The 24,956-nt window shown below is 48.1% G+C and carries 24 protein-coding genes; 8 read left to right on the top strand and 16 right to left on the bottom strand.

Going from position 1 to position 24,956, the window contains the following annotated elements; all coding sequences use genetic code 11:
* Positions 1-115: 115 nt before the first annotated feature.
* The 3 genes from aguB to MHI54_RS10985 form a co-directional block, all read right to left on the bottom strand.
* On the bottom strand, positions 116-991 hold the full coding sequence (gene aguB, locus MHI54_RS10995) for an N-carbamoylputrescine amidase (protein ID WP_095214358.1): 876 nt from the start codon (positions 989-991) through the stop codon (positions 116-118).
* 5 nt (positions 992-996) lie between these two features.
* Entirely contained in the window at positions 997-2,028 is a 1,032-nt protein-coding gene (locus tag MHI54_RS10990) for an agmatine deiminase family protein (RefSeq protein ID WP_095214359.1), read from the bottom strand.
* 255 nt (positions 2,029-2,283) lie between these two features.
* Positions 2,284-2,895 (bottom strand): YitT family protein, encoded by a 612-nt coding sequence (locus MHI54_RS10985; RefSeq protein ID WP_233134755.1) that lies wholly within the window; start codon positions 2,893-2,895, stop codon positions 2,284-2,286.
* 214 nt (positions 2,896-3,109) lie between these two features.
* Here MHI54_RS10985 and MHI54_RS10980 point away from each other — a divergent pair, with 214 nt between their 5' ends.
* On the top strand, positions 3,110-3,553 hold the full coding sequence (locus MHI54_RS10980) for an Lrp/AsnC family transcriptional regulator (protein ID WP_095214360.1): 444 nt from the start codon (positions 3,110-3,112) through the stop codon (positions 3,551-3,553).
* Here MHI54_RS10980 and MHI54_RS10975 read toward each other — a convergent pair.
* From MHI54_RS10975 to MHI54_RS10955, 5 genes are all read right to left on the bottom strand, one after another.
* Entirely contained in the window at positions 3,547-5,097 is a 1,551-nt protein-coding gene (locus tag MHI54_RS10975; protein WP_233134757.1) for a polyamine aminopropyltransferase, read from the bottom strand. The two genes, MHI54_RS10980 and MHI54_RS10975, sit on opposite strands and share 7 nt — an antisense overlap.
* A gap of 27 nt (positions 5,098-5,124) precedes the next feature.
* Entirely contained in the window at positions 5,125-5,520 is a 396-nt protein-coding gene (locus MHI54_RS10970) for a DUF350 domain-containing protein (protein WP_095214362.1), read from the bottom strand.
* 31 nt (positions 5,521-5,551) lie between these two features.
* Positions 5,552-6,202 carry a DUF4247 domain-containing protein gene (locus MHI54_RS10965; RefSeq protein ID WP_340081470.1) on the bottom strand — a complete coding sequence of 217 codons (651 nt, stop codon included), beginning with the start codon at positions 6,200-6,202 and terminating at the stop codon, positions 5,552-5,554.
* 94 nt (positions 6,203-6,296) lie between these two features.
* Positions 6,297-6,965: a PspA/IM30 family protein gene (locus MHI54_RS10960; protein WP_095214364.1), complete on the bottom strand. Its 669-nt coding sequence runs from the start codon at positions 6,963-6,965 to the stop codon at positions 6,297-6,299.
* A 25-nt stretch (positions 6,966-6,990) separates the two neighbouring features.
* The gene (locus MHI54_RS10955) at positions 6,991-7,503 is read right to left on the bottom strand and encodes a DUF4178 domain-containing protein (protein WP_095214365.1); all 513 of its coding nucleotides are present in this window, start codon (positions 7,501-7,503) and stop codon (positions 6,991-6,993) included.
* A gap of 194 nt (positions 7,504-7,697) precedes the next feature.
* Here MHI54_RS10955 and uvsE point away from each other — a divergent pair, with 194 nt between their 5' ends.
* Positions 7,698-8,654 carry a UV DNA damage repair endonuclease UvsE gene (gene uvsE / locus MHI54_RS10950; protein WP_340081469.1) on the top strand — a complete coding sequence of 319 codons (957 nt, stop codon included), beginning with the start codon at positions 7,698-7,700 and terminating at the stop codon, positions 8,652-8,654.
* 148 nt (positions 8,655-8,802) lie between these two features.
* Here uvsE and MHI54_RS10945 read toward each other — a convergent pair whose 3' ends face one another.
* Complete coding sequence (locus MHI54_RS10945; RefSeq protein ID WP_340081468.1) at positions 8,803-10,980, bottom strand: processed acidic surface protein; 2,178 nt, start codon at positions 10,978-10,980, stop codon at positions 8,803-8,805.
* A 211-nt stretch (positions 10,981-11,191) separates the two neighbouring features.
* Positions 11,192-12,781, bottom strand: coding sequence for a SulP family inorganic anion transporter (locus MHI54_RS10940; protein ID WP_340081467.1), 1,590 nt, complete (start codon positions 12,779-12,781; stop codon positions 11,192-11,194).
* Between the two features lie 482 nt (positions 12,782-13,263).
* On the opposite strand from MHI54_RS10940, the gene MHI54_RS10935 reads away from it, so the two are divergent.
* Together MHI54_RS10935 and MHI54_RS10930 are read left to right on the top strand one after the other, a co-directional pair.
* Entirely contained in the window at positions 13,264-13,572 is a 309-nt protein-coding gene (locus MHI54_RS10935; RefSeq protein ID WP_095214375.1) for a metalloregulator ArsR/SmtB family transcription factor, read from the top strand.
* 18 nt (positions 13,573-13,590) lie between these two features.
* The gene (locus tag MHI54_RS10930; protein WP_340081466.1) at positions 13,591-14,559 is read left to right on the top strand and encodes a cation diffusion facilitator family transporter; all 969 of its coding nucleotides are present in this window, start codon (positions 13,591-13,593) and stop codon (positions 14,557-14,559) included.
* 72 nt (positions 14,560-14,631) lie between these two features.
* Here the strand turns inward: MHI54_RS10930 and MHI54_RS10925 are convergent, their stop codons facing one another.
* The 4 genes from MHI54_RS10925 to MHI54_RS10910 form a co-directional block, all read right to left on the bottom strand.
* A complete protein-coding gene (locus MHI54_RS10925; RefSeq protein ID WP_095214377.1) occupies positions 14,632-15,039 on the bottom strand; it encodes a hypothetical protein in 408 nt (135 codons plus the stop codon).
* A gap of 91 nt (positions 15,040-15,130) precedes the next feature.
* Positions 15,131-16,381 (bottom strand): MFS transporter, encoded by a 1,251-nt coding sequence (locus MHI54_RS10920; RefSeq protein WP_095214378.1) that lies wholly within the window; start codon positions 16,379-16,381, stop codon positions 15,131-15,133.
* Between the two features lie 102 nt (positions 16,382-16,483).
* Positions 16,484-17,449 (bottom strand): alpha/beta hydrolase, encoded by a 966-nt coding sequence (locus MHI54_RS10915; RefSeq protein ID WP_095214379.1) that lies wholly within the window; start codon positions 17,447-17,449, stop codon positions 16,484-16,486.
* Between the two features lie 49 nt (positions 17,450-17,498).
* The gene (locus MHI54_RS10910) at positions 17,499-18,599 is read right to left on the bottom strand and encodes an FAD-binding oxidoreductase (RefSeq protein WP_095214380.1); all 1,101 of its coding nucleotides are present in this window, start codon (positions 18,597-18,599) and stop codon (positions 17,499-17,501) included.
* Between the two features lie 110 nt (positions 18,600-18,709).
* Here MHI54_RS10910 and pepT point away from each other — a divergent pair, with 110 nt between their 5' ends.
* The 3 genes from pepT (at position 18,710) to MHI54_RS10895 (ending at position 21,116) form a co-directional block, all read left to right on the top strand.
* Positions 18,710-19,945: a peptidase T gene (pepT, locus tag MHI54_RS10905; protein ID WP_095214381.1), complete on the top strand. Its 1,236-nt coding sequence runs from the start codon at positions 18,710-18,712 to the stop codon at positions 19,943-19,945.
* A 98-nt stretch (positions 19,946-20,043) separates the two neighbouring features.
* A complete protein-coding gene (locus MHI54_RS10900) occupies positions 20,044-20,496 on the top strand; it encodes a MarR family transcriptional regulator (RefSeq protein WP_095214382.1) in 453 nt (150 codons plus the stop codon).
* A gap of 14 nt (positions 20,497-20,510) precedes the next feature.
* Positions 20,511-21,116: an alpha/beta hydrolase gene (locus MHI54_RS10895; RefSeq protein WP_340081465.1), complete on the top strand. Its 606-nt coding sequence runs from the start codon at positions 20,511-20,513 to the stop codon at positions 21,114-21,116.
* A gap of 511 nt (positions 21,117-21,627) precedes the next feature.
* Here the strand turns inward: MHI54_RS10895 and MHI54_RS10890 are convergent.
* Together MHI54_RS10890 and MHI54_RS10885 are read right to left on the bottom strand one after the other, a co-directional pair.
* Complete coding sequence (locus tag MHI54_RS10890) at positions 21,628-23,112, bottom strand: aldehyde dehydrogenase family protein (RefSeq protein WP_095214384.1); 1,485 nt, start codon at positions 23,110-23,112, stop codon at positions 21,628-21,630.
* Positions 23,113-23,273: 161 nt separating this feature from the next.
* The gene (locus tag MHI54_RS10885) at positions 23,274-24,209 is read right to left on the bottom strand and encodes an alpha/beta hydrolase (RefSeq protein WP_095214385.1); all 936 of its coding nucleotides are present in this window, start codon (positions 24,207-24,209) and stop codon (positions 23,274-23,276) included.
* Between the two features lie 111 nt (positions 24,210-24,320).
* On the opposite strand from MHI54_RS10885, the gene MHI54_RS10880 reads away from it, so the two are divergent.
* Positions 24,321-24,929 carry a TetR/AcrR family transcriptional regulator gene (locus MHI54_RS10880; protein ID WP_095214386.1) on the top strand — a complete coding sequence of 203 codons (609 nt, stop codon included), beginning with the start codon at positions 24,321-24,323 and terminating at the stop codon, positions 24,927-24,929.
* Positions 24,930-24,956 lie beyond the last annotated feature (27 nt).

Raw genomic sequence — 24,956 nt, 5'->3', positions numbered from 1 at the left:
TTACTTGATCTGGATGTAGCTGCGAGACAGATCGGGACTGGTTTATGTATAGCAGGCGTTGCTGTCATGATGCGCCATTAAAAAAAGCTGCCAGGACTAGCCGGCAGCTTTTGTTTTATATGATTGTCGAGCCATCGGAGCTCAGGAGATTGCGGTACATCGACGGACGGCGGTCACGGAACAGACCCCATTCCACTCGCTGCATCGCGAGTTCATCCAGATCGAATGTTTCCATTAGGATTTCTTCTTCTGTACGTCCTGCTTCCTTAAGCAAATTCCCCTGCGGTCCAGCAATGAAGGAAGAACCATAGAATGTGATGGACGAATCATCATCCGACTCTACTCCGATCCGATTCGATGCCAAGACAGGCACCAAATTGGCTGCTGCATGACCGCGCATGCACATTTGCCAATGATCCTTCGAATCGATGCTTGCATCCTCCGGCTCTGAGCCGATCGCTGTTGGATATAGCAGGATTTCCGCTCCCTGGAGCGCCATGCTGCGAGCAGCTTCCGGGAACCACTGATCCCAGCAAATACCGACACCGATTTTTCCGAATCTCGTATCCCATACCTTGAAACCAGTATCCCCAGGTGAAAAATAATATTTCTCCTCATAGCCTGGTCCATCGGGAATATGTGTTTTCCGGTAGATGCCAAGTACAGATCCGTCTGCATCGATCATAGCGACTGTATTATAGTTTGCATTATTCTTTTTCTCATAAAAGCTGATCGGGAGTACCACACCAAGCTCTTTTGCCACCTGTTTGAAATGCTGCACCGCTTTGTTCTGGTCCAGCTCTGTTGCATACGCATAATAAGCAGGCTTTTCCTTCTGGCAGAAGTAAGGTGTCTCGAACAACTCCTGCAGCAAAATGACATTCGCGCCTTTTGCAGCAGCTTGGCGGACAAGCTTCTCGGCATTGGCGATATTCTCTTCCACTGCACCAGAACAAGCCATCTGTGTGGCAGCCACGGTTACTTTTCTCAATCGATTCACTCCTTTATTGCGGGCATTTGCTGTGTCGTACAATGCACATTTCCGCCCTCTTTGATGATAGCCAGTCCATCAATCGTACGGATCCGGCGATCCGGGAATTGCTCCTGAAGCAATTTGATCGCCCGTTCATCTGTTCCTGCGGCAGTATTGCCGAACACAGGAAGGATGATGCCGCCATTCACAAAATAGAAATTGATATAGCTCAATGTCAAACGCGTGTCATTCCAAGTGGCCTTCGGCGGCTGCTGGACTGCGATGACTTCGATTTGACGGCCTTTGGCATCCTTCGTCTCATCAAGGATCCGCAGGTTTTCCTGCGTAATCTCATAATTTTCATCGTCTGGATCATCTGTCACCTGCAGCAGCAGCTTACCAGGTGCCGCGAAGCAAGCGATATTATCGACATGTCCGTCTGTTTCATCTCCAGCAACACCGCGTTTAAGCCAAATCACTTTTTCAATACCAAGATATCGACGGAGATAAGCCTCGATATCCTCTTTGGACAGATCAGGATTGCGGTTCGGGTTCAAAAGGCATTCCTCGGTAGTGATCAGGGTGCCTTCCCCGTCCACATGAATGGATCCGCCCTCCAATACCAATGGAGCATCCAATTGTTGAATGCCTAAGTGGCTCAAGACCGCAGGAGCCACCGCATCATCCAGATCCCATGGGAAATACTTCTCTCCCCATGCATTGAAACGCCAGTTCACACCTGCCAGCTTGCCCGCTTCGTCCCGGACGAATGTCGGACCATTATCACGCAGCCATGCATCATTATGGGAGACTTCAAGCAATGTCACATTCTCAGCTTGTCCCACATAAGAAGACGCTGCATCTTGATCCTCTGCGTTCACCAATACCGTAATCGGTTCGAATTCCGCGATAGCCAGGATCAGTTCCGCATAACCTTTACAAACAGCTTCCCAATCCTCCGGGTACACCATGGAATCTTTTACCGGCCAGCTAATCAGTGTACGCTCATGCTTCTCCCATTCCGGAGGCATCGTATATGTCAAATGTTGTTCCATTCATCATCACTCTTTATCATAGATTCTTTAAAACAGACTTTCCGGAATATCATATAACAAAAGCACCTCAACAACAATCAGTAAGAAGTCTATTTATGATGAATTCCAGAAAATAACTGCTCGCATTCCTATAAGGTTGCTCGTAGATTCGAATAATCAGCGAAGCAGAAATACAAGCTGCGGATGCTTTCAAGCATTCTCCATCCATTCGCCCCCTCCCCGGCCAATTCAAAAAACGAAGGATTTCTCCTTCGTTCATTCGGCTGCTTGGGCAACTGGCGCTGTATTTGGCTTTGGCAAAGGCTTTGCAAACTTTTCCTTGAAGTAGCTGATGACAAATGATGTCACCGCAATGGAAGCAACGGAATAGATGCCTTTGACAAGACCTACCGAATAAAGGCTTACCATCACGACGCAAAAATCAAAAATGAAGTTGATTGTTCCTGGGTTTGTTCCGAAACGCTTTTGCAGGAACAAGGCGAGGATATTCGCTCCTCCCAGCGATGCTTGATTCATGAATAAAATAATCAAGCCGAATCCTACGATCAAGCCGCCCCCGACAGCTGCGACAATGCCTGGAAGTTCGATAGCGGGATATAACGGATGAAGGAACGAGAACAAGGTCAGGATCGATACGGATACGATTGTAGTCACCGTAAAGCGCCACCCCATATTGATGAATGAAAAGATGTAGAATGGAATATTGACGATAAAGAATACGACACCAAAGGGCAAGGCCAGCAGATAGGATAATCCCAATGAAAGTCCTGCCGTTCCTCCTGTCACCAGCTCTGCGTTTTTCAGCATATACAAGCCTAGGCTTGCCAGGAAGCAGCCAAGGACGATTTTCAAATACTTTTGCAGCAAATGATTTGCTCCTCTCCGAGTCAGAATCCATGTTGAAACAAGCCCACGATCGTGATATGGGCGGTCATAAATCACGACATCCTGTTAATTCACTTTCTATGTTAGAATAAATAACATGAGAAATGAATAGATTTTTGCAGGCAATACTTCATATTGAGATTCATAATGAAAATTATATGCAGGGATTACCTGCAATGTGAAAGGAAGGCGAATCATGGACCACATTGACCGCGCTTTACTGGAATTGCTGCAGCACGATGGCCGTATCACAATCAGCGAGTTATCCAAAAAGCTGGCCCTGAGCAGACCGAGTGTTTCAGAGAGGATGGCTAGGCTCGAGGAACGCGGTGTCATCGAGCATTATACTGCCCGTGTCGCGCATGCGAAGGTGGGCCTGGATATCCTGCTGTTCATCCAGGTCAGTGAATTGAAGATTTCCCACTTGGAGTTTGAAAATTTGATTGCCAAAGAAGAAGCAGTGCTCGAATGCCATCGGGTGACCGGGCCGATCAATTATTTATTGAAAGCAGCCGTCCCCGACATGAACGGCATGCGTGAATTAATCGACCGGCTGATTCCATATGGTGCTTTCAATACATCCACAGTACTGACCTCTCCGGTGGCTTATCGAGCCCTCCTGCCAAGAGATGATCAGTAATGCTTCCATTCCTGCTGGTAAATCTCGATCAAGTGCGGATCGACCAATGTATTCGGCCGCAGTGACACGGTTTCCCCATCTGAATTGGTGATTTCCCTATCTTCATCCTTGCCGAATTCAGTCATGCCTGGAATCATGGACGTTTTCAAATATTCCGTGGGTACCGTGACTTCCAGTTCATCCGGATCGATCGGGTTTCTGCTGGCCATGACAAAGCCCCAATTACCGAAGCTCGGCACATCCAAATGCAGATTTTCCGTTTCCAGTCCTGTTGCACGAATGGTTTCGTCTATCGTCCAGTAAGACTCGGTCGCAAACACCGGGCTGGTCGCTTGGACGATCATCGCTCCCTCGGGATTCATATGATTGCGTACCAATGAGTAGAATTCTTCGGTATAAAGCTTGTTCAAGCTCTCATCATTCGGATCGGGCAAATCCACGATGATGACATCATACATCCGATCTGTCTCCTTCAAGTAGTTGAAGGCATCCTGATTATGGATGGTCACTTTATCATTTAATAAAGATCTATTATTCAGATCTAGCAGTCTCGGCTCCGTCTTCGCCAATTCGGTCACTGCAGGGTCGAGATCGACCAACGTGATATCCTGGACGTCATCGTACTTCAAGATTTCATTCGCAGCCAAACCATCCCCTCCGCCAAGAATCAGCACATGATCATGCTGCTTGGCTTGGGACATGACCGGATGGACGAGTGCATCATGGTACCGATGCTGATCGAACGAGCTGAACTGCAAGCCGCCATTCAAATACAGCCGCAGATCATCTCCATCCTGGGTAAGGATGATATTTTGATACTGGCTTTGTTCCATATGAATGATCGGATCCTCGTACAGCTTCTGCTCGAAGGAAAATGCAGTCTCCTCCCCGAAAAAGACACCAAGGATGAGCATGATTCCAATGACGATCCCGACGGCGGCATGCAAGGCAACGCGCTTCACTTCCGCGCGAAACAGCCAGAGAACGATGAGCGCCACTGCCAAATTGACAAGTCCGACTAAAAATGCCGATTTGACGATACCGAATTGCGGGCGCAGCAGGAAGGCAAAAAGCAGCCCGCCGATCAGTCCCCCCGCATAATCACTGAATAGGACGCGTGCCGTACTTCGGCCGAGCGTCTCTCCGATCTCATTCGCTTTACGGATGAGGATCGGCAGCTCCACCCCAGTGAGCGCCCCGACGATAAGCGTCACGAAATATAGATAGAATGCATCTGTTCCATCAGGAGTATAGGCCGTGATTCCGAACATGGTAAAACTGGAGAATCCCCCGATCAAGGCCACGAAGAATTCGATATAAATGAATGCCAGGATCAGCCGCTTCGTCACCCGTTCGCTGACGCTGGCACCGATCCCCATACCAGTCAAAAACAAAGAGATGGTAAGTGTATATTGCTTCACACCATCTCCGAGAATATAGGACCCTAGGGCCCCGAATAAGACTTCGAAAATGATACCGCAAATCGAAACGATACCTGAAGCCCAATATATGAATGACGTTTTATTCGATACTTTCTCTTGCATCTCTTTCATCTCCGAACCGCTTTTAACTTACGTAATGGATGCACCGATGACGAATCCAAGTCCGACTGAAACTGCCAAGGAAATGATTCCGACAGCGATATTGTTTTCTTTCAGCTTGGATTGGACAGAGAAACGCCTCGTCACCCCTTCGAATACGAAGTAGGCTACCATCTGCAGAACGACACCATAAGCCCCCCAGATAAGCGTTTCCCAAAGCTCGCTGCTGTGATAAATGGAGAATGATAATACAAGACAGATCCCGATGACCTTACCGCCAATCGACAACGCCACCGCTGTGTTGCCCTTTTCTATTTCCTCCCAGTCCCGGTACTTATGCGTGATCAGCTCAAAGATGATAAGACCAATGATGACGATTACAACCGCAATGGCAAAATACAAAAACGTTGATAGAAATGGATTCATGAATCTATGCCTCCTTATTTATGGTTTATCTTTATTTACCTGCATCCGGCCCTCCGCCGCGATAGCCGGATGTACCGCGTCGTACAGTGCTTCCTGTGCCGCCGCTGCCATCATCCGACCGATATGTCGACGTATAGCCTCCGTAGCACCCGCCGTTCTGGCAAGTATCCATTCTGGTCTGGCTCCAATTGCTGCCAAAAAGGGAGTTCAACAGCGCAAATGTAAAGAATGTATTTAAATAGTTCGGTGAGTAGTTTTCGCGCACAAAGTTGCGGTCCGCGACTTCGATCAAGGTGACATCATCGTCTTCTTCACTAGGTTTCAGCGTGATGAAGACATCATCATAAACCATGATTTGCTGTCCGTTTTTCTTATCGCTGATCTCATCAGGACCTTCTGTTTGCTTAAACAGCTCTTCTAATTCGTCCACTGAATAAAGGCGCGTTGCATAGACATTTGCGCTGGTGCTTCTATCTCCTGAAACAACATCGAGCAAATAGAAGTTATTGTCTATCAATGTCTCGATCGATTCCCCTGCACTATTTTCAAATTCTGAGGTGACTGTTTCCTTATCCGGTTCATCAGGTATATCGCTGACAGAAGCAGACTGATCACCGGAACTACCGCAGCCAGCCAGGATGAGGACAAAACACAGGCAGATACCCGCCAGCCAATATTTCATGAAAGCTCCTCCCTTCTCCCTTTTTCTTATGTACAGCAGACAGACGAAAACCCTTGCTTCACGCAAGGGTCAGCCTGCCGATGGCTTTGGCTGCTTACTCTTTGCCCATTTTCTTTTTAAGGGCAGCTAACTCATCGTCGACGCCATTTTTCTCCAAAGCAGCGAATTCATCATCGAGGGAGCGATTCGATTTGGAAAGGTCCTCGCTGGTTTCCGCCTCTGCCTCATACTGCAGCACCTTTTCTTCCATACGCTCGAAGCCGCTGCGTGACTCATCACTGCCGATACTGGACATGGTGCGGTTCATCTTCGTGCGTGTTTTGGCAGATTCAGCACGTGCTTTCAAGGAATCCTTTTTCAGTTTCATTTCTGCGTATTCTTTTTTCATTTCATCCAGTTTCTGACGGATGGCAGCTGCATCGCTGGATGCACGCTCCCAGGATGCATAAAGTGTATCAGCCGTCTGCTGATGTGTCTGCTTATCCTCCAGGGCACGGCGAGCCAAATCATCATTACCTGCTTCGACAGCTGTTTCTGCTTGCTTCTGACGCTTATCAGCCATCGCCTTGGCATCATCATACTTGCGTTTAAGCATCTTTTCATTGGCTATCTGTTTTGCAACGGCAGTTTCCGCTTCCCTGATATCCGCTTCCATATCACGCATGAACTGATCCAGCATTTTCACCGGATCTTCGGCTTTATCCAGCATTGCATTCAATTCAGAGCTTACGACTGTCTTCACACGATTAAAAAATTTGAACATACTATTCATTCTCTCCTTTGATCTTTTAATTTGAACCCGCAATTATTTTGATTTCACGCGGTTTGATTTCATAGCCGTAGCTGACCTCTATTTCACTTCCCCAGCCCTCAAGACCAAGGAAATGCTCTTCATCTTCATCATAATAATCTGCAAAATGAACGATGGAGCCATTCACATTACGACTTCTTCCTTCCCCGACGACTCGCGCTTCACCTTGCTCATCAAGGTAGTAAGTCCGGCCCTCGTACGATAACTGCTTCGGATATGGTTTTGACACCGAAAGCGGGATTTTTTTATATATACCCAGCTCCAATTCATCATCCATTTCCGCGGAGAGCCACAATGTTGTATCCCCTTCCACCAGCTGATAGTCAAACCATTCATAGTTCCCTTGGCGGGATGTGATTTTGCCGACTACTTCATACGTGACCAAGTCATATTCGACAATGTCCCCCACTTGGATGGAAAGTGCATTACGTTCCCTCACAGCAGGACGCTCAGGAGCTTTTTTCTTGAATATACGGGAAAGAATACCCAAAACCTTTCACCATCCTCTTATCTTGTACCTTCTTATACGGGCAGGGATTCAAAAGGTTCCAAACTTTTTTCCTGCTTGTTTCTAATTATACAGGTGTACAGCCGGACATGCATGGACTTACTATTCCAAAACAGGATTATCGATGTCAAAAGAAGGGGAACATAGCTTTAGATCGTCACAAAGGAGATGATTGTATGATCATCCGCTTCGGCTATGCAGCAACTGCCTTGAATTTATATGAAGCATCCCCGGCGAAGACCATGACATTCGCCAGGTGGTCCAGACTCGGAAACGATGAGCGGAAAGCCAAACTGCACGCACTGACAAAGGAAAACCTGGAACGTACAACCCGGATCCTTCATTATAATATCGCCCATCAGATCAACCTCTACCGTTTTTCTTCTTCGCTTGCTCCGCTGGCCACCCATGAAGAAGCAGGGTGGGATTATATTTCACCCTTTACCGACTTGTACGGAGAAATCGGACGGCTGGTACGGGATCACGGCATCCGAGTGAGCTTTCACCCGAATCAGTTTACCCTTTTTACAAGCGATAAACCGCATATCACGGTAAATGCCATCAAAGATATGCAATACCATTACAATATGCTGACTGCAATGGGATTAGAAGAGGAAGCATATATCAATATCCATATCGGAGGCGCGTACGGAAACAAAGAGCTGGCGTTGGAACGATTCCAGGAAAACATCAAGCAGCTTCCTGAACCGATCAAAGCGCAAATGACATTGGAAAATGATGATAAAACCTACACAGCAGCCGAAACGCTGGAAGTGTGTGAAAGGCATCGGATACCAATGATGTTCGATTTTCACCACTACATGGCAAATCACACAGAAAGGGAGCCCCTGGAGGAAATCCTCCCGCGCTTCATGGCTACATGGCAAAACCGCAAGCATGTGCCGAAAATCCATGTTTCTTCCCCTAAATCAGAGAACGCATATCGCAGTCACGCTGATTATGTAGATGCGGAATTTCTGATGCCGCTGATCAAGCATCTGAAGGATATCGGCCAATCCTTGGATTTCATGATTGAAGCAAAACAGAAGGACAAGGCAGCACTGCGGCTGGCAGAGGATATTTCCTGTATTCGAGGCGTAAAGCGAATCGGCGAAGCAGCAGTTGAACTATGAAAGAAGGCATTCCATAGCGGAATGCCTTTTTAAAACTGATTATTGTTTCAGAAGCTGTCAATTTGCTATCCAGGTTATCCTTTGATCCTGAGAAATCCACTCAAGATCGCACTGCCGGCGGATTGTCAGCTTTGTCGTTCCTGTTACGCTATTTCGTATATCGGTTCCGTGCATACAGAATGAAACCAGCTGCAGTCAAGGTCAGACCTGCTGTCACTAGATTACCGATCAGAGAAGCTGTATCTGGCAGGCGTTGTCCTTCGGGATCTTGATGAGCTTGATTTTTCTCCGACCCTTGCCCCGCACTTTCTGCCGTCTTATATGTAAGCTTGATTTCTCCGGCGTCCCTTTCTGGTTCCTCGCCCTTTTGAGCAGGCACCACGTCAGGTTTTGCTTCCTCGGGAGAGCCTGCCGATACGTGTTCCAATTGCCTGCCATCGAAGGAAAGATCCAACAGAAATCCATCTTTAGTATCATACAATTCCACTCGCAGGGTCTGTTCACCAATATCGGCCAGCCGGGAAAGCTCCTCGGCCGTCACTTCCGTCTCCTTATCACCTTCAATAAGATGGAACTTTGCTTTGAGTTGGAATAGTGCAAGGAAGTCATGCCACAAAGATACCAGTTCACTTCTCTGTCCATCCTCCAGATCATCGAGGCTGCCCAAATCACCTATACCCTTTGCACGATCACGCAGTGACTCGATCCCCGCGATAGTGTCATCCGAAACGCTGCCCAGCACGGACTCCAGATGATCATATAGATTTCTGCCCTCCTCTTCACTCATGCCTATCTCTTGGAAAGCAGAGGATGCCTCCTCCCAAAACGCGTCAAAGTCCTTGCTGCCTGTAACGGAGACATAGTCCGCGAGTTCTTCCAAACTTGCAAAGTCGGCCAGCGTCACACTATCAGCAGCAAGCAGCCGATCAAGCTCCTCTCGCTTCAATCCGATTTTCTCCAATAGAAGATAGACAGAAACTTGATTAACGTCTTGATACATGACGTGATAGATTTCGCCCATGTTTTGGTAGCTATATAAATCCAAGCCGTTCGCCGCAAACAAATCTTCCAATTCTTCCAATGTCATGCCAACTTCATCAGCAAGTGCCTGTAAATCCTCAGTCGGAACATTTTCTTTCACATCATCTTGGGAGCTGTTTCCTTCCGTCCCTCCTGGTACAATTCCGTCATCACTTTCTGGTGCAGGGTATTGAATCATCCCATAACCATACAGTCCATCGCGGCCCTCCTGACCAAGATCCATGCTATATTGCTGAAGGAGCTGCCGCAATTGTGCATTAGTATCAGCCGGAAACTGCTGCTTCAAAATGGCAAGCATGGCGGTGACATGGGAAGTTGCCTGCGAGGTCCCGCTCATCATTCCGTAATCGGAGCCTGGTAATGTACTTGAGATATCTGCTCCCGGAGCTGCAAACTCCACTTCATCCCCGACCGATGAAAACGACGTGATATCGTTGTTTGGATCGGTAGCGGATACCGCAATGACAGGCTCATAAGCTGCAGGATAATCAACTGGATGTCCCGCTCCTTCATTTCCGCTTGCTGCCACCAACAAAATACCGGCTCGATAAGCTTTGTCTACGGCATCCTCCAGTGCGTCACTTTTATCCGCCGTTCCCATGCTCAAATTAATGATGTCCATGTTTTGCGCAATAGCCCAGTCTATTCCTTCCAAAAGATCGGAAAGATATCCTTCACCGTTCTGGTCCAGCACCTTGACCGCATAAAGATCCGCATCGGGTGCTATGCCGTCTATGCCTTGTCCATCATGCTTTGCTCCGATGATGCCGGCTATATGGGTTCCATGGCCCTCATCATCTTCATAAGATGTTGTATAATCGACAGCCGAAAAACCTCCGGCAATTTCTAAATCGTCATGCGGATAAATACCGCTGTCCATGATGGCTATCTTCACCCCATTGCCCGTCAGCCCATCTTCCCAAGCCATAGGAGCATGTATGGATGCAAGATTCCACTGTTCCAGGGCCGCTGCCTGCGAAGGCTGGCTTTCGCCATTATCCGCAATACGGATTTTACTATCTGGTTCCACATACTTGATATCAGGGTCTTTCTTCAATTCATCGATTGTTTCTGTATCTGCAGATATTGCAGCAGCTGATAAGTGGCCATATTGCTCCTCCACTGCAGCACCGCTGTCCTGAATGGCTTTTTCACCTTGTTCGTTTTCATAAACGACGACCATTTGCTGTTCTTCTTCTGCATACGCATTCCCAATTGGAATCTGGGAAATCAAACCTGCCAACAGCAAAGCACATACACTTTGCTTCAAGAATAGCTTCTTCATCTGCAATATCCCTCTCACTAGGTAGACTCTTATCTTTTATATCGGTAAGAATCCTAAAACATAAAGGAATCGGTATACATCGACCAATCCCCAAACTAACAGCTTATGCATCTATTCCGGCACCCTGCTTCTTCCGGTAAGGGAACAAAAATAAGCAAGCAGCCCCACAGGAAGGATGGGAGCCGCTTGCTTTCCGCTCTTTTTGCGATTTTTAGGAGGTACATATTCGGACCGCTTCCTCCCGTTTGCTCACAGTATACTCTTCCCCAACCTTGGCAAGCAGGCCGGTTTTATGAAGCAATCGTTCCGGCTGGCCATGCACACCGAGAAAGAGCAGTTGCTTATCGGCGGTTTCATAATGATCAACGAGCTTATGCAAAGCCGCTTCAGCTGATGTATCCATATAGGAAACCTTCTGTAAATCAAGGATGAGGGAGTCTGGTTCCTCCTCCATTGTCTTTTCCACCACTTCCTCCAGGATATCCGTGGATCCGAAAAATAAAGGTCCTTCGAATTTCCACATCCGCACACCGTCGGTTTCCTGGACATGGATTTGTTCATCTTTCACAAAGAGCACTGTGCTCATCCGTTTGACGAAAACGACAAAGGCAAGCAGCAAGCCGCAGCCGACACCTACTGTCAGATCGGCAAGCACTGTCAGCGCAAAGGTCACAATCAGGATGAATGAATCAAATGTACGCATCCGGATGATATGGGCGACCTCCTTGCGCTCGCTCATATTCCAGGCAACAACCATAAGAATCGGGGCCATGCTGGCAAGCGGGATTGCCGAAGCATACGGCGCAAACAGAAGCAGGATGACCAGGACAAAAATGCAATGCACCACTCCGGAGACAGGCGAGTAGGCGTTGTTCCTTATATTCGTTGCGGTCCTGGCAATCGCGCCTGTTGCTGGAATGCCACCAAAGAGGGGAACGGCAATATTCGCTATTCCCTGCCCGACTAGCTCGCGGTTGCTGTGGTGCTTGGTTTTGGCCATATTATCAGCGACTGTCGCTGACAAAAGCGACTCCACTCCTCCCAATAAGGCAATAGCGATCGCAGAGGGCAGCAGGTAAATGATCTTGTCCAATGTAACCTCAGGTAACTGAAGCTGCGGCAGCTTGCTCGGTATATCGCCATATACACTGCCGATGGTTGCTACCTGTCCCTGGAAAAAGAGCACAGCCACAATCGTCGATAAAATCAGCCCCACTAGCGCTCCCGGTACTTTCGGCAGGATTTTCGGCGTAAGGAGGATGGCAGCAAGGGATACGGCCGCGATAATCAGACTGTAGATATTGATTGTATCCGCGGCCGCAAGCAATGCCTGCATTTTTTGAAGGAATCCTTCTTCTTGCTCCGCTTGAATACCTGTGAAATTCCCTATTTGTCCGGTGAAGATGATCACGGCGATGCCGGCCGTAAACCCGACCACTACTGGACGCGGGATGAATTTTATCAAGCTGCCGAGCTTGAGCAGCCCGAATATGACAAGCAATATCCCCGCCATCATCCCGGCCAGCAGGAGATCCTGATAACCAAATTGAATGACAATGCCTAACAGAATCGGAACAAACGCTCCAGTCGGTCCTCCAATTTGGAATCTCGATCCGCCAAGCAATGAAATAAGCAGACCGCCGATGATGACTGTATACAGTCCATATTCAGGATTGACCCCCGACGCAATAGCAAAGGACATGCCAAGCGGAATGGCGACGATACCGACAATGATGCCCGCAATGATATCCCGGCGCAGCGCCTGCAAATCATAGCCGCTGTATCTTCCAAGTCTTTTCATTTCATCACTACCTCCCTTTTTGTTGTCACCTTGTTTTTCTTAATTGCATACATTGCAAGAAGCTCCCCGCTGCGACCTCCCTTCCGCAAATTCGTTGGGTATAAGTATTCGACAAAAACCGAAATTTGTATATCGTACCCATAGGCTATAAATCTTGCCATTCTCATAAAAGGATATTTACTTTGTTTAGTTTCTTAATCCTAACTATCCTCCTGCCTCTATAGAGCCGGATGCATAAGATCCTGGTAAACATCGCCGTATGGGGGTCTCTTTGTAAAATATTTGTAAGCTCCTTATCGGGGAGATACTTTCTTCCTGACTCTTTCTGCCTGTTACTTATCGCATGGCTTACAGCCAGCCATCATGCCATTTTCCTCTTTTGATTGATAGGATTCTTATATATGAAAGTAAGATTAGAATTTGCTTAGAGTATTTATATATGCTAATATATGCATATAAGCAAATAAGAGGAGCGTCTGCATATGAAGCATGATACACATTCGGAACTGACAGAAGAGAGGCTGACACACGTTTCGCAAATCTTCAAAGCCCTCGGTGATCCGACACGCATACGGATCCTGCACCTGCTGCTCGATCAGGAATGCAGTGTCAATCAGATAGCAGAGAAGCTTCAGCTGCATCAATCCACCGTGTCTCATCAGCTGAGCTCGATGAAAAAGATCCGGCTGGTCAAATCGAGACGGGAAGGTACGACAATTTATTATTCACACGATGACAAACACGTCATCGATTTACTGACAGAAGCCATCAGCCACGCCTGCCATAATTAATCTATCGGAGGAATATGTATGGGACACGGACATGCACGTGATCATGGACATGGTCATCACCATCATCACGGACACAATGCGAATAAAAAAGCCTTACTGATCAGTTTCATCCTGACGGCAGGATTCATGCTGCTGGAAGCTGTCGGAGGCTTCCTGACCAACAGCCTCGCCCTGCTCTCGGACGCCGGGCATATGCTGAGTGATGCGGTATCACTTGGCGTCGGTCTGTTTGCCTTCATTCTGGGTGAGCGCGTAGCCAATTACAGCAAGACCTACGGCTATAAACGGTTTGAAATACTTGCTGCGCTATTCAATGGCGTCACCTTGATCCTTGTTTCCCTTTATATCTTTTATGAGGCAATCCAGCGTTTCCGCGAGCCTGCAGAAATAGCATCAGGCGGTATGCTGATCATTGCCATTATCGGATTCCTTGTCAACGTTCTGGTTGCCTGGATCCTGATGCGCGGTGATACAAGTGAGAATCTGAATGTGCGCGCAGCTTTCCTGCATGTTATCGGCGATTTGCTTGGGTCAGTCGGTGCGATTGCTGCTGCATTGCTCGTACTTCTGTTCGGCTGGAATTGGGCCGATCCAGCTGCAAGCGTCATCGTTGCCGCCCTGGTGATCCTGAGCGGCTGGCGGGTGACGAAGGATGCCATCCATGTGCTGATGGAAGGTACACCTCGCAATGTAGAGATGCAAAAAATCATTGATTGTATCGAAAAGGCACCAGGTATCATCTCCATTCATGATTTACATGTATGGAGCATCACCAGCGGACAGAATGCCCTTTCCTGTCACGCAGTCGTACAAGGTGACTTGCTGGTCGAGCAGAGTCAGGTCATGCTGCGGAAAATCGAGCATGATCTGGAGCACCTTGGAATCGGTCATGTGACCATCCAGATGGAAACAGCTGCCCATACTCATGAAGAATCCCTCATGTGCCAGCACGATGCCGATTCCCATACACATATCCATGCGCACTGAAAAAGACGAGGAATGATCCTCGTCTTTTTTATGCGGAAGGAGCAGAACTTGAATCTGGATATGATTAAAAAACTAGCTGCCGAATAACAGTTCCGCCAAGCGCTTTCCAAATATCATGACAACGCCGGAACCAGCACCAAGCAGAGAAATGATACTGATTAAGATAGCACCTTTGACTCGCAGCTTCTCCTTTTTGAAAGTGGCATTCGATTCGAGTTCCTGTATTTTCCTTTCCTGTTCATACAGCTTCTCCATGATCTGATTCTGTGCATCCATTTGCTTTTCCAGTGTAACAGCCATTCTTGCTGTGTGACTGTCAATGTTTTCAAGCCACTTTCCCAAAGGCAGCAGTTTCTTATTGATGCTGACCAAATCTTCCCTGATGCCATCGATATCCCGTTGAAATTCCTCCCGAAGCTTAAGCTGCATTTCCAAGAGCTCTGTACGCGAGATGTAATCACTGTTCTTTGCGGGCTCCAAGCTCTCCTACCCCTCTCTGCGCGCCCTGCTCCTTCCTATTTTCATACTATGCATGTACTTTTCTGTCCGATTGTGTCCGCACTTGTCGTAATCATACTGCCTTTTGTTCTGCTTCAAGTTTCCGGATATCCAGCTGCGGAGTGATCATATACATGATGAAAGTCCCTGCCAGACCGATCAGGGTAAGCAAGATGCCCATCGCGATGGATGACACGAATCCGCTGAGCGTGACTGTCAACGAGACAATCAGCATGGATAGATTATATTGAAGTCCCCCGAAAGCCATATACGCACTGCGTTTATCATCTGGAGGGATCGCCGCCATATAGGATTGTTCCACAGGCACCCGGAACACTTCCCCGACGGTGAGTACTGCCATCATGATGAACAGCACCCAAATATCATTTGAGAATGTCAGCGCAGCATAACCCATCGTAAAGATGAGACAGCTGGCGACAAGTACCACTCTATCCTTCATCCCGGCAATGAGTTTGGCAGCAAATAAGGCCAGCAAAGCAACCAGGATCGTATTTTCACTCCGCAAAAGCCCCATCATTTTCACGCCATCCACTTCCCAGAAGAGAAATTGCTGTGTTGGCATTTCCTCTGCCAGCCGGATACCAATATAACTAGTCAGCTGGAATTCCATACTCAAAACCAAGATCCCCCCTGCGATGAACCAGACAAACAGCCGGTCGCGCATGACGGACTGATAAGTGCCAAAGATTTGGGTGATGTGCTGGAATGGCTTGACTTCCACTTTCTGCGGAAAATGTGTCTCCGCGATAAAAAAGTAGACCACGAACAATGTTGCCGCTGCCGTGATTGTCAGCGCCAGGAATAATTCAAATAAATAGTTCTCAAACATGAACGCACCGGCGATTCCGCCTAAAGCAATGGACAAGTTACTCGCCCAATAGCCGATGGAATAAATCAGCCGCCGCTGATCTGGTGTACTGACGTCAATCAGCATCGCATCATTGGCCGGCCCTGCCAGTCCCCAGCAAACACTGTTCAGCATGATCATGCCATATGTAATCTCAGGTGATTCGAACCACGGTGAATTGCTTACCATCATCATGAAAAATGCCACCAGCCTAAGTGTTTCAGCCAGCAGCATTATCTTGCGCCGCCCGAATAAATCACTGAAGTAACCGCCAATCAATGACATCCCGATTCCGACGAATACATTGACGAGCAGCAGCAGTCCAGCTACTTTCGCTCCGAAATGCATTGCCAGATAGATGGTCATGAATGGTGTCACCATACTGCCGATCAAACTGGAAACGAAGGATTCCACAAGCCTTATCTTTATATTTGGATGAAAATCCCGAAACCGCATCGTATCCCCCCCTTTTCTGTATTTTCTAATTATATAGATATTTTACAGTAAATTCCATAGGGTATGAAAATAAAAAATGACCACAAGGATTTTCCCTTGTGGTCATTCCGAATGCGTTCGAAGGAAATCGATCATATGATCGAAGCTGTATTGCGCTTCCTCCAAATATAATTTTCGCTGATATTCATGCCCGGCTGCTGGATGGGAAGCGTCGAAGAACATCCTTTCCACCTCTACCCCGGCCGCATCCAATTCATCTGCCATCTCCACACTTTGCGAATGCAGTTTATCGGTTTCACCGGATGAAATGAATGTCGGGGGATAATCCGGGGTAATCTGGAACACCGGTGACATATCCCGCAGACGCGGATCATCGATGAAGTCTTTATTACCAGTATAAGACCAAAGAAATGTCGTCATATTATTGAAGCCCGTCTGCTGTGCCTGTTCCAGATTCAGGACACCATTATACAGCAATGCCCCCTTAAGCTGGTCCGGCTGGAGCGCCGAATTCTCACCAATGACGGATTCCGTTGTCGGATTGGTTGCCATTGCCGCGACCATGCCGGCAAGATTTGCACCCGCTGAGCCTCCGCCGACGAAGACCCGTTCTGTATCGCCATCATAACGGGGGGCTTCCCGCAATGCAAAACTGATTGCATCATTCAATTGATAGAGCTGGGAAGGAAAAGTATATTCCGGCGCCAGCCCATAATTCACATTCACAACCAAGTAACCTTCGGAAGCTATCCACATAGTGAATGGATTCTGAGCTTCTTTGTCGCCGCCGACCCATCCGCCGCCATGAATATAGATGACGATTGGAAGTGCTCCTTGGGCATCCTCCGGATAATAGAAATCCAATCTGCCATCATAATTTTCAGTTGGATAGGCAATATCCTTCACTGCTGCGACATTATCCGGATAAGGCATATCCGGTTGTCCATCGCTTTGATCGATTGCCATAAAAGCTCTAATCTCAGGAGAAAAGAGACTGCCGATGAGGAGCAGGACACCACTCGCCAAAATGATGACTCCCGGAATCCATACCCTTTTTCTCCGCAACATGCTATCTCTTTCCTCCTCTCTGTACGCTCATACGCTGCTTCTTATTAGCTTATAACAAATAAGGTGTAATATCCATGCCTTCCGTCCGTCCAAGTATTGCCTCTGCTACCAGTTTCCCTGAGTATGGAGCAAGATTCAAACCAGCAGGGCCGAATCCGGCTGCCAGGTGAAGTCCGTCCACAGCCTGGACCGGACCAAGGATCGGATAAGGGTTCGGACCTGCAGGACGCAGACCGATGCGGAATTCTTCCACTTCCTCATCCGCGAGACCCGGCGCGACCTTCAGTGCCTCCCGCACCACTTCCTGCATACCCGCGGCTGTCAGTTTCGTATCATAGCCTGAGCCTACTTCCCTCGTGGCTCCTGCCACGACTTTTCCGTCGTCGAAGCCAAGCAAATAGTGGCTGCTTTTCGGCAGAATGACCGGCCAATCACTTGTATCTGCATCCACACGCATATGCATGATCTGACCCTTCTGCGGTTCGACTGGCAGCTTTAGGCCGATTGGTTCCAGCAGATTGTTGATCCAAGCTCCTGCCGCTGCCACGACTGCATCTGCCTCGATCATCTCCTCACCGACACGTACTCCAAGGACTTTGTTGTTTCCTTCATGGAGCAAGACAGCTTCCCCCTGCTTATACCGAACGCCGTGCTTTTCTCCTGCCTCAAGCAAAGCCTGCAGCAGCTGCCGTCCATCCACACGCGCCGCACCTTCCAGATAGAGAGCCGTCATATCCTCGCGCAGCGGCGGGAATTTCCCTCTGGCTTCTTCTGCACTCAACCTCTTGATTTCCCCGATTTCCGGTGTGTCAATCCTCTGTTTATAGGCGAGCTTCTCCAGCTCATCCAACCGCTTCTTACTGGCACTGACATATAATGCCCCTACTTGCTTGTAGCTGACATTTGCCTGGCCATCCTCCTTCAGCAGCTCCAGCAGGCTCGGATAATAAAGCGCACCCGCTTTAGCCAGGGTAAAATAAGGCTTGATCCGGACACGTTTGGACAGCCACGGGGAAATGATGCCAGCTCCAGCTGCTGTGGCCTGCCCTTTCGCTTTCGAATCGATGATCGTCACTTTCTTCCCGGCCTTTGCCAGATGATAGGCTGTGCTCGCTCCGGCAATACCTCCGCCGACAACTGCAATATGCATAGTACTTCCCCCAGTTTCTTTTTCTCCCTATTATACACAGATGCTGCAGCTGTTTCAGGATATACCTTTCGTGCTACACTAGAAGCATAAACTTCAAGGAGATGAAGATGATGAAACAAACATTGATCGACCGTCTTACTACATATGCAAAAGTGGATACACAATCCAATGAAGACATCGAAACGACTCCTTCCACCCCAGGGCAGCTTGAGCTCGCCAATATGCTAGTCGATGAGCTGAAACAGATCGGCATGGAAGAAGTGACGATCGATGACAATGGCTATGTAATGGCGACACTGCCGGCTACCACCGACAAAGATGTACCTGTGATCGGTTTCATGGCCCACGTCGATACCGCGACGGATTTCACCGGAAAGAATGTCAATCCGCAGGTGATCGAGAACTTCGACGGAAATGATATCACCCTCAATGAAGAGCTTGATGTAGTTCTGTCCGCAGCCGAATTTCCTGAATTGCCTGGCTACAAGGGACATACTTTGATGACGACAGACGGCACAACACTTCTCGGTGCCGATAATAAAGCCGGCATCGCCGAAATCATGACCGCGATGGAATACTTGATCCAGCATCCGGAAATCAAGCATGGCAAAATCCGCGTCGCTTTCACGCCCGATGAAGAAATCGGCCGCGGTCCCCATAAATTCGATGTGGAGGCTTTCGGTGCAGCATACGCTTACACTATGGATGGCGGTCCGCTAGGCGAACTGGAGTATGAAAACTTCAACGGCGCCCAGGCGAAAATCACGTTCAACGGCAACAATGTGCATCCAGGAACAGCAAAGAACAAAATGGTAAACAGTATGAAAATAGCCATGGAATTCCATGCCAAGCTCCCTGAGGATGAAGCTCCGGAATATACGGAAGGCCGCGAAGGCTTCTTCCACCTGCTTTCTTTCCAAGGAGATGTGGAACAGACAAAACTCCAATATATCCTTCGTGATCATGATCGGGACAAATTCGAGGCGAAAAAGGCTTTATTCGAAGAAATCGCCGCAGAGCTCCGAGCTGAATATGGTGACAAGAGCATCGAGCTGCATATGCGTGACCAATACTACAACATGCGTGAAAAAATAGAGCCTGTCATGGAAATCGTCGACATTGCATCCGATGCCATGAAACGCCTGGATATAGAGCCAGTGATCAAACCAATCCGCGGTGCAACGGACGGCTCACAGATTTCTTATATGGGCTTGCCGACCCCGAACGTCTTCACCGGCGGCGAGAACTATCACGGAAAATTCGAATACATTTCTGTCGATAATATGGAAAAAGCTACAAAAGTCATCATCGAAATCGCAAAACTGTTCGAGGAACAAGCCAAATAAACACAGAGCCGGAACCCCCGGCTCCTTCCTTGTTGACAACCTGACCATAATTGCATATAATTATCTCGAATTCGAGATAAAAGGAAGCGTGAACGACTATGGCGGCAGATAACGTAGGCTTATCGTTAAAGCTATTCATTGTATTGACAAGGGCTCTCCAATCCATCAAAAAGCGGGTCGAGGAGGATATCAAGAAGCAAGGAATCAATTTAACGGAATTCGCTGTGCTGGAACTGTTATTTCATAAAGGAGACCAGCCAATCCAGAAAATCGGCAGTAAAGTTTTATTATCCAGCAGCAGCATCTCGTATGTAGTGGATCGCCTGGTCCAGAAAGAGATGATCAGAAGACGTCCCTGCCCGGAGGATCGGCGCATTACCTTTGCCACTTTGACAGATAAGGGCCGCGCATTCATGGAGGACTACTTCCCTAAACATGAACAAGCGATCCACAGCATTCTGGCAGGTCTTGACGATGATGAAAAAGCGCAAGTCATCGAGCATATCAAAACACTGGGATTATATGCCGAGGGTGCTTCCATCAATAAATAAAAGGAGGAATAAAGATGATTCATGTTTTCAAAGCAGCCAAACAAGCAAACAAACCGACCTTTCTATTGCTGCACGGTACGGGCGGTACCGAAAAAGATCTGTTGCCGCTGGCTGATATGATCGATCCTGACGCAGCGGTTTTGAGCGTACGGGGAAATGTCTCCGAACATGGTATGCCCCGCTTCTTCAAACGTCTTGCAGAAGGGGTCTTCGATGAAGAGGATTTGATTTTCCGTACCGGGGAGCTGCGTGATTTCCTTGATGAAGCAGCTGAAAAATACGGATTCGACCGGGATCAGATAATCGCAGTCGGCTACTCCAACGGTGCCAATATTGCAGCAAGCCTCCTCTACCATTTCAGCGATTCGCTAAAAGGAGCGATCCTGCATCATCCGATGGTGCCTAGACGACATATCGAACTCGCCAAGCAGCAAGGAACGCCTGTCTTCATCACGGCAGGCGACAATGATCCCATTTGCCCGAGATCCGAGGCAATCGAGCTTGAGCAAATGCTTCGCGATGCTGGCGCTGAACCATCCATTCACTGGGAGAGCAATGGACACAGCCTCACCCATACAGAAGTCCAAGCAGCAGCGGAGTGGTATCGTAAACACTTCTGAGCGCCTGGAACCAAGCATTCTGATTACACAAAATGCCGAAACATGAGAAATTTGCCCATGTTCGGCTTTTTCTCTTGGCAGAATATCTCGCAATGGAACCCACACGACTCTTCCCCTTCCTTTGTTCAGCAGGGCATACCAGTTTATTTTGTGGTATAATTTAACTGAAATGAAAGAAATTATTTAAATATAGAGCTGTCTTGTACATGCTACTTCGTTTATGCAGAGGAAGGGACTAAAATTGAACAGATCATATAAGACATTCACCATAACCTTTAATAGCCTCCTAATATTATTCTCCATAGGAATCATCTATTCATCCTTGATAGGATGGAATGAACTGGACAGATCACTTCTTTATCTTCTGCTGGGGATGGCGATATTCATCAGTCGATTGACTTGGATTGTCAAAGTATACGTGCAGCAAAGACGTACACCGCATTGAACCTGCTTCAATGGTTTGCCTACTATAAAGGAAACAAAGCCTGCGCATGGGATGCGCAGGCTTTGTTCATTCCATTCCGATCCAAACACTTTTCACTTCGGTATAGTTATCCAAAGCATACGAACCCATTTCCCGGCCGATACCGGATTGTTTATATCCTCCGAATGGCGATGCCGCATCGAAGGCATTATAGCAGTTGACCCACACTGTACCGGCACGGAGGCGGTTGGCGATATAATGTGCTTTTGTGACATCCTGTGTCCAGACGCCGGCAGCCAGGCCGTATTCGCTGTCATTCGCCCGGCGAATCAGTTCATCGAGGTCATCGTAAGGCATTGCCGAAATGACCGGGCCGAAGATTTCCTCCTTGGCAATCGTCATTTCATCCCGTACATCGGCAAAGATCGTCGGCGAGACGAAATAGCCCTGCTCCTGCGGTTTGCCCCCGCCAGTGACGAGCTCCGCCCCTTCACTTCTTCCCTTCTCGATATAGCCAAGCACTCGTTCCTGCTGCTCCAATGATACGAGCGGACCAATCTCGGTATCTGCATGAATGCCAGCGCCCTGTTTGATTTTTTCTGCGTGGGAAGCCATATCGGCAATCACATTATCAAATTGCTTTTTCTGGATGAAGACACGTGATCCAGCGCAGCATACCTGTCCTTGATTGAACATGACACCGTTCAGCGTACCAGGGATTGCCTTGGTCAGATCCGCATCCGGCAAAACGATATTCGGGGACTTGCCGCCAAGCTCCAACGTCACTCGCTTCAATGTTTTCGATGCATTGGCCATGATCTGCTTCCCGACGCTGGTGGAGCCGGTGAAAGCAATCTTATCCACGAGCGGATGATCGACAAGCGGCTGGCCCGCTGTTTCGCCGAATCCAGGCACGATATTGAGAACGCCAGCCGGGAATCCTGCTTCCTCTGCCAGTTCTGCTAGGTATAATGCGGACAGCGGTGTCTGCTCCGCTGGCTTCAGTACCACCGTACAGCCAGTGGCCAGTGCCGCACCGAGCTTCCACATCGCCATCAGGAGCGGGAAGTTCCACGGAATGATCTGTCCTACCACACCAAGCGCTTCATGTCTTGTGTAATTGAAATATGGGCCGTTCACAGGTATTGTCTGTCCGACGATTTTTGTCGACCAGCCTGCGTAATAGCGCATATGTTCAATAGCCAGCGGAATATCCGCGTTTGTCGTTTCCCTGATCGGTTTCCCATTGTCCAGCGTTTCGAGCTGGGCAAGTGCGTCTGCATGTTCTTCCATCAAGTCGGCCAGCTTGTACATGATACGGCTTCGTTCCGCTGCTGTCATCGTCGACCACGGACCTTCATCGAAAGCCTGGCGCGCTGCTTTCACCGCACGATCGATATCCTCTGCCCCGGCTTCATAGACAGTTGCCAGTACTTCACCAGTAGCTGGGTTGTATGATTCGAATGTCTTCTCCGTTGCACTTGCCGTGAACTCTCCATTGATATACAATTTCTTCGTTCCATTCAAAAAACGCTCCACTTTCTCATGCACACCTGCTGCTAATTGACTCATAGAAATCCTCCTCAGATTGTATTCTAGTTTTGTCTAAGCGTCGTGATGCAAGATGACGATTTCGGGAACCGCTTACAATAGCTATGGTAGCACCTTGTTATCTTGGAAAGCAATTGATAGCATGGAAGAAAGGTACGCTAAATTTCGACATGGAAAAAGGCTCAGCCGACAGGCTGAGCCTCCATCCCTATCTCCTGCAGGAATCGTTTCACCACTCGTTCGTACTCCTGTTTATTCTCGGCCAAGGACATGGCATGATCGCCCTTTTCGAATAAATGCAGCTGCTTGTACCCCTTCTGTTTCCGTGCGTACAAGTCCCTCGTCATTTGCACTGGAATATACGAATCTGGCAGACTGCTGATAAAGAGGACAGGCTTTTCGATATTGGCTATGGCATTTATCGGGGATACATCCCGGAAGCGGTATCCATCCATTTTCCGGACAATCAATTCTGCTGCCGGCAAGAAAACTTGACGCGGCAAACGGAATTGAACTTTCAGCCGATAGGCAACCTGTTCTGCAAAATCACTGTAAGGGCAGTCAGCTATATAAAAATCGGCACCATCCTCCACTGTCCCTGCATAAAGCAGCGCGGTTGCTGCTCCCATGGATTCACCATGCACACCCAATTTCAAATCATAATCATACCGTTCCTTCGTCCACTGGATCACCCGAGCCAGATCATGTCTTTCGTGGTAGCCATACGTAATACTGCTGCCGTCGGAAAGTCCGTGTCTGCGCTGATCGTATAAAACGACGTTAAAGCCCAGCTCCAGGAATATGTTCATATATTTGATGGAATTATATTTAGTGACAGCCACTCCATGCGAGATGACTGCTACATGCCTGGAATCTGGATTCCCCACGTAATGCGTGCCATATATTTTCCCCTCATTGGAAGGGACATCGAACTCTTCCTTACGCAGTCTATCATAAGCTGCTTTGTCGTAGCGCCCGGCCTCCACCTCACGTTTGATCGTCTCTTCCTCCGTGAAGGCTTTCATATGGCGCAGCTCCTTATTGACGAGCTGTGTCACAAGCAGCGTATATCCTCCGAAAAGGCCCGCAGCAGAAAGTAATATACCTTTCTTTCCCATATCACTACCCCCTTATTTGTATTATATTTTACAATAAGCATATCAAGTGTTGCTTTTTAAAATAAAATGAGTTAACTTATCATTTGATAAGTTATTGAAGAGGTTAGACATATGGCGAGGAAAAAAGAAGTTTCCGCTGAACAGACGCAGCGGAATATTATCGGGACAGCTGAACGGCTTTTCATGACACACGGCTACAGGGCGATATCCACCCGCCGCATCGCAGAGGAATGCGGAATTACACAGCCTGCTCTATATCACCATTTCCCTAATAAACAGGCCATCTATTTGGAGGTTGTCCGTTCCACCATGGTGCAGACAGAAGAAGCGATGGCACATGTACTGCAGGATCATGCTGATAGTAAGGATCGTATACGACAAATAGCCTATTTTATGATCATGAACCATCAAGGTGATATGACGCAGATGTTTCATGATCTGCAATATGAAATTGATGAGGAACATCAGAAAACCATCCAGGATTGGTGGATGAGGAGCTACTTCAATCCTGTGATGCAGACAGTCACGGAGGGAATGGCCAAAGGGGAGATAAAATCAGTGACTTCTGCATCACCGATGGAGCTGAGCTTTTTCGTCCTCGAAATGATGAAATCTTCCCTCCCTCCTTCCAAGCAGGAACAGGAAGCAAGAAGAACGTTCGCCGACAAGAAATCGAAGATGCTCGCAGATATCCTTTTTGATGGAATCCGGAAAAAATAAAAGATTATGCACATAATCTTTTATTTT

It is taken from the genome of Terribacillus sp. FSL K6-0262, from assembly GCF_037977385.1.
In the GTDB taxonomy this organism is placed as follows: domain Bacteria; phylum Bacillota; class Bacilli; order Bacillales; family Amphibacillaceae; genus Terribacillus.
The sequence above is the reverse complement of the archived record's forward strand: the minus strand, read 5'-3'. Positions and strand labels throughout refer to the sequence as shown.